This is a genomic window from Salmonella sp. 32100201201700099SM (assembly GCF_017572645.1).
GTDB classification, from domain to species: Bacteria; Pseudomonadota; Gammaproteobacteria; order Enterobacterales; family Enterobacteriaceae; genus Salmonella; species Salmonella enterica.
On the sequence record NZ_JAGERQ010000006.1, the window covers coordinates 100,725 to 118,745 of the forward strand.

Below are 18,021 nucleotides of genomic sequence, written 5' to 3' on the forward strand. Positions count from 1 at the left end.
CATAAAACCCGTCAGTGTAAGCTGGCGGGTTTTTGCTTTTACAGGGCGGCAGGATGAATGACTGTCCACGACGCTATACCCAAAAGAAAGCGGCTTATCGGTCAGTTTCACCTCTTCATAAACCCCGTCAGTGTAAGCTGGCGGGTTTTTGCTTTTACAGGGCGGCAGGATGAATGACTGTCCACGACGCTATACCCGAAAGAAAGCGGCTTATCGGTCAGTTTCACCTCTTCATAAAATCCGCTTCGGCGGGTTTTTGCTTATCAGGCCGGTGAAGGGTATAGAGGTTGCAGAAGACGCCAGTGTCACCATCCGGCAATTAATTGACAGCCGTGGTGACATAATATTATTCGTTTTTGTGATGAGAAGCACAAAACGCTATGGATTGCGCTCTTTTTAGTTGAAGTGAAAAAGCAATCGATTTCTTTCACAAAATTACATCCTGAAAAACAGCAAGAAAACGGTGTAAATTATTTGTTGTAAATGAAAATTAAATGTATGAAATATTTTGGTTAAAATTTTATTAAATGTTTCTTTACAAACAAATAAGGTAAAAAAATGTGACGCGTAACGGTTTTTAAGCGCATTTACCTTCGGTTTATACTTAAATTTGAGAAATTACGTTTTAAATTTAACGCTGGAATTGTCGATAAAATGTCCCGTAATTGATTGAAATATCGTCTTCATGGGATGTCGAAAATAGGAGATAAAATAGGCTGGTTATCGCCATAATATATCGTTATCCCGACCATTTTTTTTGATTGAAATCAGGCTAAGTTACTGTCTTGTTTTTGTAAATCATTGAAGTAATAGGTTTTCTTTATTTAATAAAGACCATGTAAAAATTGCGGTAAGTTAATTTGTGAGTGGTCTCACATAACCTTTAAGATTTAATTTGCTACACTTCCTGCCGTTCACAATGTTATTTCAGAGCGGTAGATATGAATACTCTTGTTCTCCCTAAAACACAGCATTTGGTGGTCTTTCAGGAAGTCATTAGAAGTGGTTCTATCAGTTCTGCCGCAAAATCGTTAGGGTTAACCCAACCCGCCGTCAGTAAAATCATTAGCGATGTTGAGGCCTATTTTGGCGTTGAGCTAATTGTACGCAAAAATACCGGCGTTACGTTGACCGAAGCGGGACAGGTACTGCTTTCCTGGTCTGAATCTATCACCCGCGAAATGAAAAACATGATCAACGAGATGAACAGTATGACGTGCAATACCGTTGTCGACGTCTCGTTTGGTTTTCCTTCGCTGATTGGCTTTACCTTCATGTCCGATATGATTCATAAGTTCAAAGAGGTATTTCCAAAAGCGCAGGTATCCATGTACGAAGCCCAGCTCTCTTCATTCCTGCCGGCCCTGCGCGACGGGCGGCTGGACTTTGCTATCGGTACGCTCAGTAATGAAATGCAGCTACAGGATCTGCATGTCGAGCCGCTGTTTGAATCAGAGTTTGTCCTGGTAGCCAGTCCGTCCCGGACATGCACCGGCACCATCACACTGGAATCGTTAAAGGACGAACAGTGGGTGTTGCCGCAAACGAATATGGGCTACTACAGCGAATTACTCACCACTCTACAACGAAATGGCATCAGCATCGAAAACATTGTTAAAACAGATTCCGTTGTCACAATATATAATCTTGTTCTCAATGCTGATTTCTTAACTGTTATTCCCTGCGATATGACCACGCCTTTTGACTCTAATCAATTTATCACGATACCAATCAAAGACACATTACCCGTCGCACGTTATGCGGCGGTATGGTCTAAAAATTATCGTATCAAAAAAGCCGCTTCAGTATTAGTAGAATTGGCTAAGCAATATTCATCATATAATGGATGCAGACGCAGGCAGTTAATAGAAATTGAATGATATGGAATAAACATATTTAGCGAAATTGACGCCACCTGTTTCTTTTGAACAGTGGGCAACGGTAACTTATTTTTAATACCCAGGTTAAGAGGTTATAATGCACATTACATACGATCTCCCGGTTGCAATTGAAGATATCCTCGAAGCGAAAAAAAGACTGGCGGGGAAGATATATAAAACGGGAATGCCTCGCTCTAACTATTTTAGTGAACGTTGCAAAGGCGAAATATTTCTCAAGTTTGAAAATATGCAGCGTACGGGTTCATTTAAAATTCGTGGCGCTTTTAACAAACTTAGCTCGTTAACGGAGGCGGAAAAACGTAAAGGCGTCGTGGCCTGTTCCGCAGGTAATCATGCACAGGGCGTTTCTCTTTCTTGCGCAATGCTGGGTATTGACGGCAAAGTCGTGATGCCGAAGGGCGCGCCAAAGTCAAAAGTGGCGGCCACCTGTGATTATTCGGCGGAAGTGGTGCTCCACGGTGACAACTTCAATGACACCATTGCTAAGGTGAGTGAAATTGTCGAAACCGAAGGCCGCATTTTTATTCCGCCTTACGACGATCCAAAAGTCATTGCCGGGCAGGGTACTATTGGTCTGGAAATTATGGAAGATCTGTACGATGTCGATAATGTCATCGTGCCTATTGGCGGCGGCGGTTTAATTGCAGGTATTGCCATTGCGATTAAATCGATTAACCCGACCATTAAAGTTATCGGCGTACAGGCCGAAAATGTTCACGGTATGGCGGCGTCTTATTACGCTGGCGAAATAACCGCGCACCGAACGACCGGCACCCTGGCGGATGGTTGTGATGTCTCCCGCCCGGGTAATTTAACCTATGAAATTGTTCGTGAATTAGTCGATGACATTGTTCTGGTTAGCGAAGATGAAATTCGTAACAGCATGATCGCTTTAATTCAGCGCAATAAGGTTATTACTGAAGGCGCTGGCGCACTGGCCTGCGCCGCACTATTAAGCGGGAAATTAGATAGCCATATTCAGAACAGAAAAACGGTCAGTATTATTTCTGGCGGCAATATCGATCTTTCTCGTGTATCACAAATTACGGGTTTAGTTGACGCTTAATCTTTTCGTGAGGATAGGATATGAGTACTACTGATAGCATTGTATCCAGCCAGGCAAAACAGTCGTCATGGCGTAAATCGGACACGACGTGGACGCTGGGTTTATTTGGTACCGCCATCGGCGCCGGGGTGCTGTTCTTCCCTATCCGCGCCGGGTTTGGCGGGCTTATCCCCATTCTGCTGATGCTGGTTTTAGCTTATCCCATTGCGTTCTATTGTCACCGGGCGCTGGCGCGTCTGTGTTTATCCGGGTCTAATCCGTCCGGCAATATTACGGAAACGGTCGAAGAGCACTTTGGTAAAACGGGCGGGGTAGTTATCACGTTCCTTTACTTCTTTGCGATTTGTCCGCTGCTGTGGATTTATGGCGTCACCATTACTAACACGTTCATGACGTTTTGGGAAAACCAGTTGCAGATGCCAGCGTTGAATCGCGGTTTCGTGGCGCTGTTCTTGCTGCTGCTGATGGCCTTTGTGATCTGGTTTGGTAAAGATCTGATGGTTAAGGTGATGAGTTACCTGGTATGGCCGTTTATCGCCAGTCTGGTGCTAATCTCATTATCGCTGATTCCTTACTGGAACTCGGCGGTTATCGATCAGGTTGATCTCAGTAATATCGCGCTGACCGGGCACGATGGCATACTGGTTACGGTGTGGCTGGGCATCTCTATTATGGTGTTCTCCTTTAACTTTTCGCCCATCGTCTCTTCCTTCGTGGTGTCTAAGCGTGAAGAGTATGAGAAAGAGTTTGGCCGCGAATTTACCGAGCGTAAATGTTCACAGATCATCTCGCGCGCCAGTATGCTGATGGTCGCCGTGGTGATGTTCTTCGCCTTTAGCTGTCTGTTTACGCTCTCCCCGCAGAACATGGCGGATGCGAAAGCGCAGAACATTCCGGTACTTTCCTACCTGGCCAACCATTTCGCCTCTTTGTCGGGGACAAAATCCACTTTTGCAACGGTGCTGGAGTATGGCGCGTCTATCATCGCGCTGGTTGCTATTTTCAAATCTTTCTTCGGCCACTACCTGGGGACGCTGGAAGGGCTGAACGGCCTGGTGCTGAAATTCGGTTATAAAGGCGATAAAACCAAAGTCTCTATGGGCAAGCTTAATACCATCAGCATGATCTTCATTATGGGGTCTACCTGGGTCGTAGCTTACGCAAACCCGAACATTCTGGACCTGATTGAAGCGATGGGCGCGCCGATTATCGCCTCGCTGTTATGCCTGCTGCCGATGTACGCCATTCGTAAAGCGCCGTCGCTGGCGAAGTACCGTGGTCGTCTGGATAACGTGTTCGTCACCCTGATTGGTCTGCTGACCATCCTGAATATTGTCTACAAATTGTTCTAATCCTCACGTTTAGCCTGCGTTCCGCCCCAGGGCGTGGACGCAGGCTGACATCGACGGAGGCACTACATGAATGAATTTCCGGTCGTTCTGGTCATTAATTGCGGATCATCTTCTATCAAATTCTCTGTACTGGATGTCGCTACCTGTGATGTTTTAATGGCGGGAATAGCAGATGGGATGAATACTGAAAACGCCTTTTTATCTATTAATGGCGATAAGCCGATAAACCTCGCGCACTCTAATTATGAGGACGCGTTAAAAGCCATTGCCTTTGAGCTGGAAAAACGTGATTTAACGGATAGCGTGGCATTAATTGGCCACCGTATCGCGCACGGCGGAGAGCTATTTACGCAGTCCGTCATTATTACCGATGAGATTATCGATAATATTCGTCGGGTATCGCCTTTAGCGCCGCTGCATAATTACGCTAATTTAAGCGGCATTGACGCGGCGCGGCACCTTTTCCCGGCCGTGTGTCAGGTGGCGGTATTTGATACCAGTTTCCACCAGACGCTGGCGCCGGAAGCCTATTTATACGGATTGCCGTGGGAATATTTTTCCAGCCTGGGTGTGCGTCGCTACGGCTTTCACGGTACGTCGCATCGCTATGTTTCGCAGCGTGCGTATGAACTGCTTGACCTCGATGAAAAAAACTCAGGTCTGATTGTCGCGCATCTGGGCAATGGGGCGTCTATCTGCGCCGTACGCAATGGTCAGAGCGTGGATACCTCAATGGGGATGACGCCGCTTGAGGGGCTGATGATGGGCACTCGCAGCGGCGACGTTGATTTCGGCTCGATGGCGTGGATAGCCAAAGAAACCGGGCAGACGTTGAGCGATCTGGAGCGAGTGGTGAATAAAGAGTCCGGTTTGCTCGGCATCTCCGGTTTGTCATCCGACCTTAGAGTCCTGGAAAAAGCCTGGCACGAAGGACATGAGCGCGCCCGGTTAGCGATAAAAACATTTGTCCACCGTATCGCCCGTCATATTGCCGGACACGCGGCATCGTTACATCGGTTGGATGGCATTATTTTTACCGGCGGTATTGGTGAAAATTCAGTATTAATTCGCCAGTTGGTAATTGAACATTTGGGCGTACTGGGGCTTACGTTAGACGTTGAAATGAATAAGCAGCCGAATTCTCACGGCGAGCGCATTATTTCCGCTAACCCTTCTCAGGTTATTTGCGCTGTTATTCCCACGAATGAAGAGAAAATGATTGCCCTTGATGCCATTCATTTAGGCAACGTGAAAGCACCAGTGGAATTTGCATAACTTAACGGCTGTTCTGTAGAGAGATTATTTTTCATGAAGGTAAATATCGATACCAGCGATATGCTGTATGCCGAAGCATGGCGTGATTTTAAAGGTACGGACTGGAAAGAAGAAATTAATGTCCGTGATTTTATTCAGCATAACTATACGCCCTATGAGGGGGATGAATCTTTTCTCGCCGACGCGACGCCAGCGACCACGGCGTTGTGGGAAAAGGTGATGGCGGGAATACGTATTGAGAACGCGACCCATGCGCCGGTGGATTTCGATACCAACATCGCGACGACGATTACCGCGCACGATGCGGGGTATATTGAAAAAAATCTGGAAAAAATCGTCGGTTTACAAACGGATAAGCCGCTTAAACGCGCTTTGCATCCGTTTGGCGGCGTTAACATGATTAAAAGTTCATTCCACGCTTATGGCCGCGAAATGGACGCCGATTTTGAATATACCTTTACCGATCTGCGGAAAACCCATAATCAGGGCGTATTCGATGTTTACTCGCCGGATATGCTGCGCTGCCGTAAATCCGGCGTATTAACCGGTTTGCCGGATGGTTATGGTCGCGGGCGCATTATTGGCGATTATCGCCGCGTCGCGCTGTATGGTATCCGTTATCTGGTGCGCGAACGCGAGCTGCAATTCGCCGACCTGCAGTCGAATCTGGAGCGGGGACAGAATCTTGAGGCGACGATTCGCCTGCGTGAGGAGTTGGCGGAGCATCGTCGCGCGCTGCTGCAAATGCAGGAGATGGCGGCGAAATACGGCTACGATATCTCCCGCCCGGCGCGAAACGCGCAGGAAGCGGTACAGTGGCTCTACTTCGCTTATCTGGCGGCGATAAAATCGCAAAATGGCGGTGCAATGTCGCTGGGAAGAACCGCCTCGTTCCTTGATATCTACATTGAGCGCGATTTCAACGCGGGCCTTCTGACAGAGCAGCAGGCGCAAGAATTGATCGACCATTTCATCATGAAGATCCGCATGGTGCGCTTCCTGCGCACGCCGGAATTTGATTCGCTCTTTTCCGGCGATCCGATCTGGGCCACCGAAGTTATTGGCGGGATGGGGCTCGATGGCCGCACGCTGGTGACGAAGAACTCTTTCCGTTATCTGCATACCCTGCACACGATGGGGCCAGCGCCGGAGCCGAACCTGACCATACTGTGGTCAGAAGCGTTGCCGGTGGCATTCAAGAAATATGCTGCGCAGGTCTCCATCGTGACCTCATCTTTGCAGTATGAAAACGACGATTTAATGCGTACCGACTTTAACAGCGACGATTATGCTATCGCTTGTTGCGTCAGCCCGATGGTCATCGGTAAGCAGATGCAGTTCTTCGGCGCGCGCGCCAACCTTGCCAAAACGTTGCTGTACGCTATCAATGGCGGCGTTGATGAGAAACTGAAAATCCAGGTCGGGCCGAAAACCGCGCCGTTAACGGATGAGGTGCTGGATTATGACGCAGTAATGGAGAGCCTCGACCATTTTATGGACTGGCTGGCGGTGCAGTACATTAGCGCGCTGAACATCATTCACTACATGCACGATAAGTACAGCTATGAAGCTTCGCTGATGGCGCTGCACGACCGTGATGTGTATCGGACGATGGCGTGCGGCATCGCCGGACTGTCGGTGGCGGCGGATTCCCTGTCCGCCATCAGGTACGCTCAGGTGAAGCCGATTCGCGACGAAAATGGCCTTGCCATCGACTTCGCTATTGAAGGCGAGTATCCGCAGTACGGCAACAACGATGAGCGCGTGGACAGCATCGCCTGCGACCTGGTGAAACGCTTTATGCAAAAAATTAGCGTGTTGCCGACGTATCGCAATGCGGTGCCGACGCAGTCCATTTTGACCATCACCTCGAACGTCGTGTACGGGCAGAAGACCGGCAATACGCCGGATGGACGCCGCGCCGGAACGCCGTTCGCGCCGGGGGCGAACCCGATGCATGGTCGTGACCGCAAAGGGGCGGTAGCCTCGCTGACGTCGGTGGCGAAACTGCCGTTTACCTACGCCAAAGACGGTATTTCGTACACCTTCTCGATTGTGCCTGCGGCGCTCGGGAAAGAAGATGCGGTGCGGAAAACCAATCTTGTCGGCCTGCTGGACGGCTATTTCCATCATGAAGCACAGGTAGAAGGCGGGCAGCATCTGAACGTCAATGTCATGAACCGTGAAATGTTGCTGGATGCGATTGAACATCCGGAAAACTACCCGAACCTGACGATCCGCGTTTCCGGCTATGCCGTGCGCTTCAATGCGCTGACTCGTGAGCAGCAACAGGACGTTATTTCGCGCACCTTTACTCAGGCGATGTAACGTGAACGGGGCGATCGTGTGGATCGCCCCGCGACGGATCTTCACTGAACGGTAATCTTAGGGGGAGATATGATTAGCGCATTTGATATTTTTAAGATTGGCATTGGACCTTCAAGCTCCCATACCGTAGGGCCAATGAATGCAGGAAAATGTTTTATCGATCGGCTGATCGACAGCGGCGACCTGCCGCGAACGACGCGCATCACGGTTGATCTTTACGGATCGCTATCGCTGACGGGCAAAGGCCACGCGACCGATACCGCCATCATTATGGGTCTTGCGGGCAATACGCCGCAGGATGTCAATATTGATAGCATTCCGGCGTTTATCCAGGAGGTTGCCCGCAGCAGCCGTTTATCGGTGGCGGGTGGCGCGCATGTGGTGGATTTTCCCGTCGCCGACAGTATTCTCTTTCACGCTGAAACCCTGGCGCGCCATGAAAACGGTATGCGTATTACCGCCTGGCACGGACAAACGCCGCTTTTACACAAAACGTATTACTCTATTGGCGGCGGCTTTATTGTCGAAGAGGAACGCTTTGGTCAGTCGCACGACGTAGAAAAATCGGTACCGTATGATTTTCATTCCGCCAGCGAGCTGTTGACGCTGTGTGAAAGACAGGGGCTCTCGGTTTCCGGCCTGATGATGCAAAATGAACTGGCGTTGCGGAGCAAAGAGCAGATTGACGCTGGCTTTGCCCGCATCTGGCAGGTGATGGCGACCGGAATTGAACGTGGCATGAATACTGAGGGCGTGCTGCCGGGGCCGCTGAACGTTCCACGCCGCGCGGTAGCGTTACGACGTCTGCTGGTCTCCAGCGATAATCTCTCCCGCGATCCGATGAACGTCATCGACTGGATTAACATGTTCGCCCTGGCCGTGAGCGAAGAGAACGCGGCGGGTGGGCGAGTGGTCACCGCGCCGACCAACGGCGCGTGCGGCATTATTCCCGCGGTGCTGGCCTATTACGACAAATTCCGTCGTCCGGTCAATGCCAACTCTATCGCCCGTTATCTGTTGTCGGCGGGGGCAATTGGCATGCTGTACAAGATGAACGCCTCGATATCCGGCGCGGAAGTGGGGTGTCAGGGCGAGGTTGGCGTCGCGTGTTCGATGGCGGCGGCAGGGCTGACAGAACTGCTGGGCGGTAGCCCGGCGCAGGTCTGTATTGCGGCGGAAATTGCGATGGAGCATAACCTTGGCCTCACCTGTGACCCGGTGGCGGGTCAGGTACAAATCCCTTGTATTGAACGTAATGCGATTAACGCCGTTAAAGCGGTGAATGCGGCGCGAATGGCGCTACGCCGTACCTCTGAGCCGCGGGTTTCGCTCGATAAAGTGATCGAAACTATGTACGAAACGGGTAAAGACATGAACGACAAATATCGCGAGACGTCGCGCGGCGGTCTGGCGATTAAAGTCGTTTGTGGATAGGCCCGACAGGCGCAGAGTGAGCAGGCTATGGGATAACGCAGAAGACAGAAGCTGAGAAAAGGGCGCACCAAAGTGCGCCCTTTTTTGTTGTGATACGCGTCAAATAGAGAAAATAACAATATTAAATAAATAGTAAATAGAAAATAATTCTTAACCCACAAGAAATGCAGGCGTTTTATTGGTAAGTTTTTCTCTTATCGTGCGCGTATGATTTTCTTATTACAAGAAAGTACCTGCACCTCACGTTCTGCATATCGCCTTGCTGCGGCACGAAAAATAAAAAAACCTCTACCTACACATTGAGCGAGAATTTTATGGAATCGGCTAATAATACCAGCGTAATCCTCGACGCATCAGCCCCGGCGCGTCGGGCAGGGATGACAGAAAGCGAATGGCGTGAAGCCATCAAATTTGATAGTACCGACACCGGCTGGGTCATTATGAGTATCGGGATGGCGATAGGCGCAGGGATCGTTTTTCTTCCTGTCCAGGTTGGCCTGATGGGACTTTGGGTCTTTTTACTCTCTTCTATTATTGGTTATCCGGCCATGTACCTGTTCCAGCGGCTGTTTATTAATACGCTGGCGGAATCCCCGGAATGTAAAGACTACCCCAGCGTGATCAGCGGCTATCTGGGCAAAAACTGGGGTATTTTATTAGGCGCGCTGTACTTTGTAATGCTCGTCATCTGGATGTTCGTCTATTCTACGGCGATTACTAACGACAGCGCCTCTTATCTGCATACTTTCGGCGTAACGGAAGGATTGCTTTCCGATAGTCCATTTTATGGTCTGGTGCTGATCTGCATCCTGGTGGCGATTTCCTCACGCGGTGAAAAATTACTGTTCAAAATCTCCACCGGCATGGTGCTGACCAAGCTACTGGTAGTGGCGGCGCTGGGCGTCTCTATGGTGGGTATGTGGCATCTGTATAACATTGGCGCGCTGCCGCCGATGGCCCTGCTGATTAAAAACGCCATTATTACCCTGCCATTTACGCTGACCTCGATTTTATTTATCCAGACGTTAAGCCCAATGGTGATCTCTTACCGTTCACGCGAAAAATCTATTGAGGTCGCACGCCATAAAGCGCTGCGCGCCATGAATATCGCGTTTGGCATCCTGTTCGTTACCGTCTTTTTCTATGCGGTTTCCTTCACCCTGGCGATGGGGCATGACGAAGCGGTGAAAGCCTACGAGCAGAATATTTCCGCCCTGGCGATCGCCGCGCAATTTATTAGCGGCGATGGCGCTGGCTGGGTCAAAGTGGTTAGCGTAATTCTGAACATCTTTGCCGTCATGACCGCCTTCTTTGGCGTTTATTTAGGATTCCGCGAAGCGACGCAAGGCATTGTGATGAATATCCTGCGCCGCAAAATGCCCGCCGAGAAGATTAAGGAAAATCTGGTACAGCGCGGCATTATGATTTTCGCTATTTTGCTGGCCTGGAGCGCCATTGTGCTCAACGCGCCGGTACTGAGCTTCACCTCTATTTGTAGCCCTATCTTCGGTATGGTGGGCTGTTTAATTCCGGCATGGTTGGTCTACAAGGTTCCCGCATTGCACAAATATAAAGGCGCTTCGTTGTACCTGATTATTATTACCGGTCTGCTGCTATGCGTTTCTCCGTTCCTGGCATTCTCTTGATATACCTGAGATTAAGGTTGTTGTTATGTTTGAATCTAAAATAAATCCATTGTGGCAAAGTTTTATCCTGGCCGTGCAGGAAGAAGTAAAACCGGCGCTGGGGTGTACTGAGCCAATTTCACTGGCGCTGGCAGCAGCGGCGGCGGCGGCTGAACTTGACGGCACAGTTGAACGCATTGACGCGTGGGTTTCGCCTAATCTGATGAAAAATGGTATGGGCGTTACCGTTCCAGGAACGGGAATGGTAGGGCTACCGATCGCCGCGGCGCTTGGCGCGTTGGGCGGTGATGCGAAAGCCGGGTTGGAGGTGTTAAAAGACGCTTCCGCTAAAGCCGTTGCCGATGCAAAAGCGATGCTGGCCGCCGGACATGTTGCAGTGATGTTGCAGGAGCCATGTAACGATATCCTGTTTTCACGGGCGAAAGTGTATAGCGGCGATAGCTGGGCATGTGTCACGATCGTCGGCGATCATACAAATATTGTGCGGATAGAAACCGACAAGGGCGTGGTATTTACCCAAGCCGATAATGCGCAGGAAGAAGAAAAAACCTCGCCACTGGGAGTGCTGTCTCATACCTCGCTGGAAGAGATCCTGGCGTTTGTGAATGCGGTGCCCTTTGACGCTATCCGCTTTATTCTCGATGCGGCCAGGCTAAACGGCGCGTTGTCGCAGGAGGGCTTGCGTGGTTCCTGGGGGCTGCATATTGGTTCGACGCTGGTCAAACAGTGCGATCGCGGTCTGCTGGCGAAAGATCTCTCCACGGCGATTTTGATCCGTACCAGCGCGGCGTCAGACGCCAGAATGGGCGGTGCCACGTTGCCCGCGATGAGCAACTCCGGCTCCGGCAACCAGGGGATTACCGCCACGGTGCCAGTCATGGTGGTTGCTGAACATGTCGGCGCCGATGACGAGTGCCTGGCGCGCGCGCTAATGTTATCGCATTTGAGCGCTATCTATATTCACCATCAGCTTCCGCGTTTGTCGGCGCTGTGCGCGGCAACTACGGCGGCGATGGGCGCGGCAGCGGGTATGGCGTGGCTGATAGATGGTCGTTACGACACTATCGCAATGGCTATCAGCAGTATGATTGGTGATGTCAGCGGGATGATTTGCGATGGCGCGTCGAATAGCTGCGCGATGAAAGTCTCTATCAGCGCGTCGGCGGCGTGGAAAGCCGTACTGATGGCGTTGGATGATACGGCGGTGACCGGAAACGAAGGGATTGTGGCGCACAATGTCGAACAATCTATTTCGAATTTGTGTTCGCTGGCGTGTCGCTCAATGCAGCAGACAGACAAGCAGATCATCGAGATTATGGCCAGTAAAGCGCATTAATAATAACGCCCCGGCATGACGTCGGGGCAGCGTGTTGCCCGATGGCGCTGCGCTTATCGGGTCTACCCGTTATCAGCCGGATCGGGCGCTTGCGCCGCCATCCGGCATGATTTCAGGCTGCGGCCTCTTCTTCTGCCAGCCGGGCTTCGGCGTCCGCCACGATGGCTTCCAGTTCGGTTAGCATCTCTTCATAGCCCAGCGGCACTCATCGCCTCCTGTACGGCAGGTTTTACCACGGGCTGACGTTTCTTCGCCGATTTTTTGCTCATCTTGCGACTCCTTTTCTGGCTGGCTACACCGGTAAATCTACCAGTAATGCGCGCAGCGGCGTATCGGCAACCAGCGTAATGTTAGGTTCATCACGAATAAATGCGCCATCTCCGCAGGTTAACGCCTCGCGTTCTTCGTTGTGCGTCATCGCGTGGAACGTACCGTGAATCGACTGCAAATAGGCGCGCGGCCCGTGAAGCTGGAAGTTAAGCGATTCGCCTTTCTCCAGCGTAATATGATGTACCCAGACCTGTTGGCGCAGTTGTAAGCTGTTTTGCTCACCGTCGGGCGAGGCAAGAAGCTGTTGTTGCGCCGTCGAGAGTGGGATTTTTTGTACCAGCGCGTTTTCCCGTTCAGGGCAGGCGTCAAGCCACAGTTGCATTCGGGTTAACGGCTTAACTTTGCTGAGATTATGTTCGCTGTAGCTAATGCCCGGCTGCGCGGCGAGCAGCAACGCTTCGCCCGCTTTAGCCTGTACATGGTTGCCGTCGCTGTCGCGGTATTCCGCTTCGCCGTCCAGAATCAGGTTTAAAATATCCACCTTTGGATAAGTTCGAGGCTGAAAAGAGGCGCCCGGCGCCAGCACTTCCTGGTTCAGTACGCGCAACGACGCGTAGCCCAGCAGTGTAGGGTCGAAGTAGTGTCCAAAGGAGAAGGTATAGCGGGCCTGTAGCCATCCGTAGTCTGCCTGTCCACATTGTTTGGCGGTTCGGGTCGTAATCATCGTTATTAACCTCTCTTTACTTCCTTTTATGTTAAGGGGCTGGACGCTGCATTGTTAGCCAGATATTCTGCCCGGTATGTTCAAATTTCCTGAATGAGAACGTTATGGCTAAAGAGAGAGCGCTGACGCTTGAAGCATTGCGTGTGATGGACGCCATTGACCGCCGGGGCAGTTTTGCCGCAGCGGCTGATGAGTTGGGGCGGGTGCCCTCCGCGCTGAGTTACACCATGCAGAAGCTGGAAGAAGAGTTGGACGTTGTACTGTTCGATCGCTCCGGCCATCGTACAAAATTCACCAACGTCGGACGTATGCTGCTGGAACGCGGGCGGGTATTGCTGGAAGCGGCAGACAAGTTAACGACGGATGCTGAAGCGTTGGCCCGCGGTTGGGAAACGCATCTGACGCTGGTCACTGAAGCTCTGGTACCGACGCCTGCTTTTTTTCCGCTGATCGACCGGCTGGCCGCTAAAGCCAATACGCAGCTTTCATTGATTACCGAAGTACTGGCTGGCGCATGGGAGCGGCTTGAGCAGGGACGGGCGGATATCGTTATCGCCCCGGATATGCATTTTCGATCGTCGTCGGAAATTAACTCCCGTAAGTTGTATACGTTAATGAATGTGTATGTCGCCGCGCCTGACCACCCTATTCATCAGGAGCCGGAGCCGCTTTCGGAAGTGACGCGGGTTAAATACCGCGGCGTAGCGGTAGCGGATACCGCGCGCGAGCGGCCGGTATTAACGGTGCAACTGCTGGATAAGCAGCCACGTCTGACGGTAAGCACGATTGAAGATAAACGTCAGGCGCTGCTGGCCGGGCTTGGCGTCGCGACGATGCCATATTCGATGGTGGAACAGGATATTGCCGAAGGGCGGCTACGCGTAGTCAGCCCGGAATCGACCAGCGAAATCGATATTATTATGGCCTGGCGGCGCGACAGTATGGGGGAGGCAAAAGCCTGGTGCCTGCGGGAAATACCTAAGCTATTCGCCGGAAAATAAATAGCGCGCGGCGCTTTAAAAGCGGCGCCGCGCCGCCCTCAGGAAAAACGTTTCGGATCGGGGCCGAAGCGGTTGTCGCCCGGTGTACCATTCTGGCAGTTGAACGCAATGATGATAAGCCAGCCGATAATGGGGATAAGTAGCAACAGTAGCCACCATGCGGAGCGGTCAGTGTCATGCAGACGACGGAACTGCACGGCCCACCACGGTAAAAAGATCAGAACGCCGTAAATGGTGGTCAGAACGCCTTCACCCCCGGCGCGTTGCCAGCCAAGCATGGCGTCCAGCAGGCCCAACACAAAGGTAAAGATGATATTGACCAGAATAAACATCCAGTACTCTTTGCGTCGCGCGCGGCCGCCAAATCCCAGATAATTTTTTAAAACCTTTAAATACCAATCCATTTTCGCCTCAATAATGGTTCAATCACTTGTTTTTAAAGTAATCAAACTAAGAATAGCTGCGAATGAAATGCTGGTAAATATTTGTGGCATTTATTAATAAGGCGTCCCGGAGGACGCCTGAAATTAGCCAAAGCGCACGTCGCGCCCGTGAGGTTCGAGCAGATCCTGCCACGGTCCGACAGAAATGATACCCGTGGGGTTAATCGTTTTATGGCTACGGAAATAGTGGTGACGAATATGGTCCATATTGACGGTTTCAGCAATGCCCGGTATTTGATAGATATCGCGCAGGAAACCGTACAGATTCAGGTAGTCGCTGATTCGGTATTTGTCGCATTTGAAATGAGTCACGTAAACCGGATCAAAGCGTACCAGGGTCGTCCATAAGCGGATATCCGCCTCGGTCAACTGGTTGCCCGTCAGATAGCGGTGCTGTCCGAGAATCTGTTCCAGGCGCGCCAGCGCAGTAAACACCTTTTCTACCGCTTCATCATACGCTTGCTGGCTAGTGGCGAAGCCTGCTTTATAAACGCCGTTATTAACGTTGTCATAAATCCAGCCGTTTAACTCGTCAATTTTGCTTTGCAGCGCGTGGGGATAGTAATCCCCGGCTTTAGCGCCCAGCCCATCGAAAGCGGAGTTAAACATACGAATGATTTCGGCGGACTCGTTGCTGACGATAGTATGATTTTTTTTATCCCATAAGACCGGCACGGTGACGCGGCCGCTGTAGTGTGGATCGGCGTGCAGATACAACTGGTAGAGAAATTCATGCTGATAGAGGGTATCGCCGGTGGCCGCCGGAAAAGTATCATCAAACGTCCAGCCGTTTTCCAGCATCAATGGATTCACGACAGAAACCGGAATAAACGGCTCCAGACCTTTCAGTTTACGGAAAATGAGCGTGCGATGCGCCCAGGGGCAGGCAAGGGAAACGTACAGATGGTAACGATCTTTTTCTGCGGCGAATCCGCCTTCGCCGGAAGGTCCGGGCGCGCCGTCAGCGGTAAGCCAGTTGCGGAAAGCCGACGCTGAACGCTGAAATTTCCCCCCGGAAGATTTGGTGTCATACCAGGTATCGTGCCAGACGCCATCGATCAGTTGTCCCATGTCTCTCTCCTTCAGATAACAAAAGCGAGGCGCTATTCCCTCGCTTTTTTAATTGAGTATAGATTGCTTACCACTTTTTATTCAGCAGACGGTCAAGGCTGAACGCGCCAGGCCCGGTTAACGCCAGTAATAAGAATCCTCCGGCAATGGTCAGGTTTTTCATAAACATCAGCGAGTTTACACCTTCTGCAAAATTGCTATGGAAGATCAATGCCGTCAGCAACGTAAAACCAGCGGTGAAAAGCGCAGTGGTGCGGGTGAGGAACCCCAGCAGAATCGCCAGACCGCCGCCGAACTCAAGCAGTATGGTGAGCGGCAGCAGGAATCCTGGTACGCCCATCGCTTCCATATACTGTTGTGTGCCCGCATAGCCGCTAATTTTTCCCCATCCTGCGGTAATAAACAGAACTGGCATTAAAATACGCGCTATCAGTACACCAACATCTTCTAATTTTTTCATTTTATTCTCCAGGAGGCCGATTCGGCTGCTGCTGCTATTTTCATGAGCAATGACGCGCTTTAGCGCGTCATTGTTATCGCTGGAGAGAATCATAAACGTGGCGTACAGGAATTGTTAGCAAGGAAAATTGCCAAATTTTTTCAAAAAATTTGAGTGATTGCTAAAGAGACGATATGCATAAAAGTATCGCGCTACCAGGTGATAACCTGATGGCGCGATGCTATAAAAGAAAAGATATTAACCGCGGAGCTGTTGTTGACGGAGGGTAGTTTTTACCAGGCGCCAGGCGCTCCAGATACCCAGGTCGCGTTTCGCCCAGCGTACCAACATATTAGGATGACGGATGGTCCAGATGGCCATTACGCTGCTACCGACCAGCGCCCAGGAGCGCAGGCTTAACACCGTATTCCAGCCGCGATCGTATGCGCCGGTGGTCTCCAGCCAGTCGCGACGGCTGGCGGACAGATCCAGCCGTTGCTGCTGGATCTGACTGAGAAGCAGCGCTTTACGTTTTTCGCGTTCGCCTTTGCTGCTCACGACTGATCGTCCTCCAGAATTTGCCGATCGTTAGCCAGTTCGTGCCGCGTATGGCGCAATAGCGTGGACTGACGCGCTTTGCGCAAAGTCCAGATGCCGCCGATTAGCGCAAGCACTAACAGCACAACTGTGGTAGCGATCATCGCGTTCAAACGGTACTGAGGATCGATAGCCCAGATGACCAGAACCATCAGGCTCATTAAGCCAAACGCCGCGAAGAGCATGGTAAGACCTACCATCAGCAAAAGCTGAAAGAGGTTCGCTTTCTCTTCTTCCAGTTCTACTACTGCCAGTCGCAGCCGGGTTTCCACCATCTCAACGATAATGGTGACAATCCGCTGCCCGATACCCAGTACGCTTTTGCCTGGTCCTTGTGCCTGTCGAGAGTCCGCCATAATTAACGACGCGTCAGCAGTACGCCCAACACCAGACCGACAGCGGCGCCAATGCCTACGCCTGTCCAGGGATTTTCGCGCACATAATCATCGGCACGGGCGGCGGCGGCGCGAGTCTGTTTGGCAATCACATCACCCGTTTCTCCCAGGCGGTAACGGCTCTCTTTCAGCGCGCGCTCGGCTTTGCTACGAATCTTACTCAACTCTTCTTTCGACTTTTCGCCCGAAGAGCTCAGCACTTCTTCGAGCGTATCGGTCAGGGATTTCAACTCAGCGCGCAGATGTTCCGTAGTGTTATCTTTCGACATAGTTTTTTCCAGGTGAGTGAGTATTTACATTCGGCGTTAATTTAGTAGTCTCTGGCCTCAAGTTTTTTTAGCTCATCCTGAGCCTCGGCCAGCTTACGTTCACGTTTGTCTATTTTATCCGCATCGCCTTTTGCTTTTGCCTCGGCTAAATCACGTTGGCGTTCGGCTACCTCTTCTTTTTGCTCAGCGATCTTTTTCTGATGCTCGGCGCGCAGCTTGCTGTCAGTACAATTGGCGCGTACTTCGCTGAGCGCCTTGTTCAGACCCTCAATACGGCGCTGATTGTTGTGCTTTTCAGCGTAGCTAATTTCCTTTTGTATATCCTGCTCTTTTTCCTGACAAAGCGAATTAGCGTAGCTGCCGGCGCTAAGCGTAAAAAGCGTGATAGCCAAAGCGATGCGGTATTTCATTCCTGAACTTTCCCTTATGTTCGGACCCGTTGTCCGGGGCGGTGATCCCGATAATAACGCGGTG

Annotated in this window: 17 protein-coding genes and 1 pseudogene; 9 read left to right on the forward strand and 9 right to left on the reverse strand. The window is 51.1% G+C overall.

The features are described from left to right. The first annotated feature begins 941 nt into the window (after positions 1 to 941). The 8 genes from tdcA to J4685_RS11575 all read left to right on the forward strand — a co-directional run bounded on the left by tdcA (position 942) and on the right by J4685_RS11575 (position 12,338). Positions 942 to 1,880: a transcriptional regulator TdcA gene (tdcA, locus tag J4685_RS11540; protein WP_016506054.1), complete on the forward strand. Its 939-nt coding sequence runs from the start codon at positions 942 to 944 to the stop codon at positions 1,878 to 1,880. A 97-nt stretch (positions 1,881 to 1,977) separates the two neighbouring features. Next, positions 1,978 to 2,967: a bifunctional threonine ammonia-lyase/L-serine ammonia-lyase TdcB gene (gene tdcB, locus J4685_RS11545; RefSeq protein ID WP_000548366.1), complete on the forward strand. Its 990-nt coding sequence runs from the start codon at positions 1,978 to 1,980 to the stop codon at positions 2,965 to 2,967. A gap of 20 nt (positions 2,968 to 2,987) precedes the next feature. Then, complete coding sequence (tdcC, locus tag J4685_RS11550) at positions 2,988 to 4,319, forward strand: threonine/serine transporter TdcC (protein WP_000108129.1); 1,332 nt, start codon at positions 2,988 to 2,990, stop codon at positions 4,317 to 4,319. Between the two features lie 66 nt (positions 4,320 to 4,385). Next, complete coding sequence (gene tdcD, locus J4685_RS11555) at positions 4,386 to 5,594, forward strand: propionate kinase (protein WP_001001852.1); 1,209 nt, start codon at positions 4,386 to 4,388, stop codon at positions 5,592 to 5,594. 33 nt (positions 5,595 to 5,627) lie between these two features. Continuing rightward, positions 5,628 to 7,922, forward strand: coding sequence for a formate C-acetyltransferase (pflB, locus tag J4685_RS11560; protein WP_000867329.1), 2,295 nt, complete (start codon positions 5,628 to 5,630; stop codon positions 7,920 to 7,922). Positions 7,923 to 7,991: 69 nt separating this feature from the next. Next, positions 7,992 to 9,356 carry an L-serine ammonia-lyase gene (tdcG, locus tag J4685_RS11565; RefSeq protein WP_000622071.1) on the forward strand — a complete coding sequence of 455 codons (1,365 nt, stop codon included), beginning with the start codon at positions 7,992 to 7,994 and terminating at the stop codon, positions 9,354 to 9,356. 314 nt (positions 9,357 to 9,670) lie between these two features. Beyond that, positions 9,671 to 11,002 (forward strand): amino acid permease, encoded by a 1,332-nt coding sequence (locus J4685_RS11570; protein ID WP_000443176.1) that lies wholly within the window; start codon positions 9,671 to 9,673, stop codon positions 11,000 to 11,002. 25 nt (positions 11,003 to 11,027) lie between these two features. After that, positions 11,028 to 12,338: a serine dehydratase subunit alpha family protein gene (locus J4685_RS11575; RefSeq protein ID WP_000463072.1), complete on the forward strand. Its 1,311-nt coding sequence runs from the start codon at positions 11,028 to 11,030 to the stop codon at positions 12,336 to 12,338. A gap of 112 nt (positions 12,339 to 12,450) precedes the next feature. Here the strand turns inward: J4685_RS11575 and J4685_RS11580 are convergent. Both J4685_RS11580 and J4685_RS11585 read right to left on the reverse strand, forming a co-directional pair. Continuing rightward, positions 12,451 to 12,607: pseudogene (locus J4685_RS11580) on the reverse strand (hypothetical protein). A 23-nt stretch (positions 12,608 to 12,630) separates the two neighbouring features. Next, positions 12,631 to 13,332: a pirin family protein gene (locus J4685_RS11585; RefSeq protein WP_000633552.1), complete on the reverse strand. Its 702-nt coding sequence runs from the start codon at positions 13,330 to 13,332 to the stop codon at positions 12,631 to 12,633. A 104-nt stretch (positions 13,333 to 13,436) separates the two neighbouring features. Here J4685_RS11585 and yhaJ point away from each other — a divergent pair, with 104 nt between their 5' ends. Continuing rightward, positions 13,437 to 14,333, forward strand: coding sequence for a DNA-binding transcriptional regulator YhaJ (yhaJ, locus tag J4685_RS11590; protein ID WP_001041026.1), 897 nt, complete (start codon positions 13,437 to 13,439; stop codon positions 14,331 to 14,333). Positions 14,334 to 14,371: 38 nt separating this feature from the next. Here the strand turns inward: yhaJ and J4685_RS11595 are convergent, their stop codons facing one another. The 7 genes from J4685_RS11595 to J4685_RS11625 form a co-directional block, all read right to left on the reverse strand. Beyond that, positions 14,372 to 14,737: a DUF805 domain-containing protein gene (locus J4685_RS11595; protein ID WP_000384139.1), complete on the reverse strand. Its 366-nt coding sequence runs from the start codon at positions 14,735 to 14,737 to the stop codon at positions 14,372 to 14,374. A gap of 123 nt (positions 14,738 to 14,860) precedes the next feature. Then, positions 14,861 to 15,847 (reverse strand): glutathione S-transferase family protein, encoded by a 987-nt coding sequence (locus tag J4685_RS11600; RefSeq protein ID WP_000531155.1) that lies wholly within the window; start codon positions 15,845 to 15,847, stop codon positions 14,861 to 14,863. A 67-nt stretch (positions 15,848 to 15,914) separates the two neighbouring features. Further along, complete coding sequence (locus J4685_RS11605; RefSeq protein WP_001592732.1) at positions 15,915 to 16,307, reverse strand: DoxX family protein; 393 nt, start codon at positions 16,305 to 16,307, stop codon at positions 15,915 to 15,917. A 237-nt stretch (positions 16,308 to 16,544) separates the two neighbouring features. Further along, on the reverse strand, positions 16,545 to 16,844 hold the full coding sequence (locus tag J4685_RS11610) for a YqjK-like family protein (RefSeq protein ID WP_000095495.1): 300 nt from the start codon (positions 16,842 to 16,844) through the stop codon (positions 16,545 to 16,547). Next, complete coding sequence (locus J4685_RS11615; RefSeq protein WP_000785626.1) at positions 16,841 to 17,239, reverse strand: phage holin family protein; 399 nt, start codon at positions 17,237 to 17,239, stop codon at positions 16,841 to 16,843. The genes J4685_RS11610 and J4685_RS11615 overlap by 4 nt, the downstream gene beginning before the upstream one ends. A 2-nt stretch (positions 17,240 to 17,241) precedes the next feature. Beyond that, entirely contained in the window at positions 17,242 to 17,547 is a 306-nt protein-coding gene (locus J4685_RS11620; protein WP_000031217.1) for a YqjD family protein, read from the reverse strand. Between the two features lie 41 nt (positions 17,548 to 17,588). Then, complete coding sequence (locus J4685_RS11625; protein WP_000877297.1) at positions 17,589 to 17,957, reverse strand: DUF1090 domain-containing protein; 369 nt, start codon at positions 17,955 to 17,957, stop codon at positions 17,589 to 17,591. Positions 17,958 to 18,021 lie beyond the last annotated feature (64 nt).

Bases quoted from the DNA above. Each gene is read 5' to 3' on its own strand.
- tdcA (WP_016506054.1), top strand. From the start codon at position 942: ATGAATACTCTTGTTCTCCCTAAAACACAGCATTTGGTGGTCTTTCAG.
- tdcB (WP_000548366.1), top strand. From the start codon at position 1,978: ATGCACATTACATACGATCTCCCGGTTGCAATTGAAGATATCCTCGAA.
- tdcC (WP_000108129.1), top strand. From the start codon at position 2,988: ATGAGTACTACTGATAGCATTGTATCCAGCCAGGCAAAACAGTCGTCA.
- tdcD (WP_001001852.1), top strand. From the start codon at position 4,386: ATGAATGAATTTCCGGTCGTTCTGGTCATTAATTGCGGATCATCTTCT.
- pflB (WP_000867329.1), top strand. From the start codon at position 5,628: ATGAAGGTAAATATCGATACCAGCGATATGCTGTATGCCGAAGCATGG.
- tdcG (WP_000622071.1), top strand. From the start codon at position 7,992: ATGATTAGCGCATTTGATATTTTTAAGATTGGCATTGGACCTTCAAGC.
- J4685_RS11570 (WP_000443176.1), top strand. From the start codon at position 9,671: ATGGAATCGGCTAATAATACCAGCGTAATCCTCGACGCATCAGCCCCG.
- J4685_RS11575 (WP_000463072.1), top strand. From the start codon at position 11,028: ATGTTTGAATCTAAAATAAATCCATTGTGGCAAAGTTTTATCCTGGCC.
- J4685_RS11585 (WP_000633552.1), bottom strand. From the start codon at position 13,332: ATGATTACGACCCGAACCGCCAAACAATGTGGACAGGCAGACTACGGA.
- yhaJ (WP_001041026.1), top strand. From the start codon at position 13,437: ATGGCTAAAGAGAGAGCGCTGACGCTTGAAGCATTGCGTGTGATGGAC.
- J4685_RS11595 (WP_000384139.1), bottom strand. From the start codon at position 14,737: ATGGATTGGTATTTAAAGGTTTTAAAAAATTATCTGGGATTTGGCGGC.
- J4685_RS11600 (WP_000531155.1), bottom strand. From the start codon at position 15,847: ATGGGACAACTGATCGATGGCGTCTGGCACGATACCTGGTATGACACC.
- J4685_RS11605 (WP_001592732.1), bottom strand. From the start codon at position 16,307: ATGAAAAAATTAGAAGATGTTGGTGTACTGATAGCGCGTATTTTAATG.
- J4685_RS11615 (WP_000785626.1), bottom strand. From the start codon at position 17,239: ATGGCGGACTCTCGACAGGCACAAGGACCAGGCAAAAGCGTACTGGGT.
- J4685_RS11620 (WP_000031217.1), bottom strand. From the start codon at position 17,547: ATGTCGAAAGATAACACTACGGAACATCTGCGCGCTGAGTTGAAATCC.
- J4685_RS11625 (WP_000877297.1), bottom strand. From the start codon at position 17,957: ATGAAATACCGCATCGCTTTGGCTATCACGCTTTTTACGCTTAGCGCC.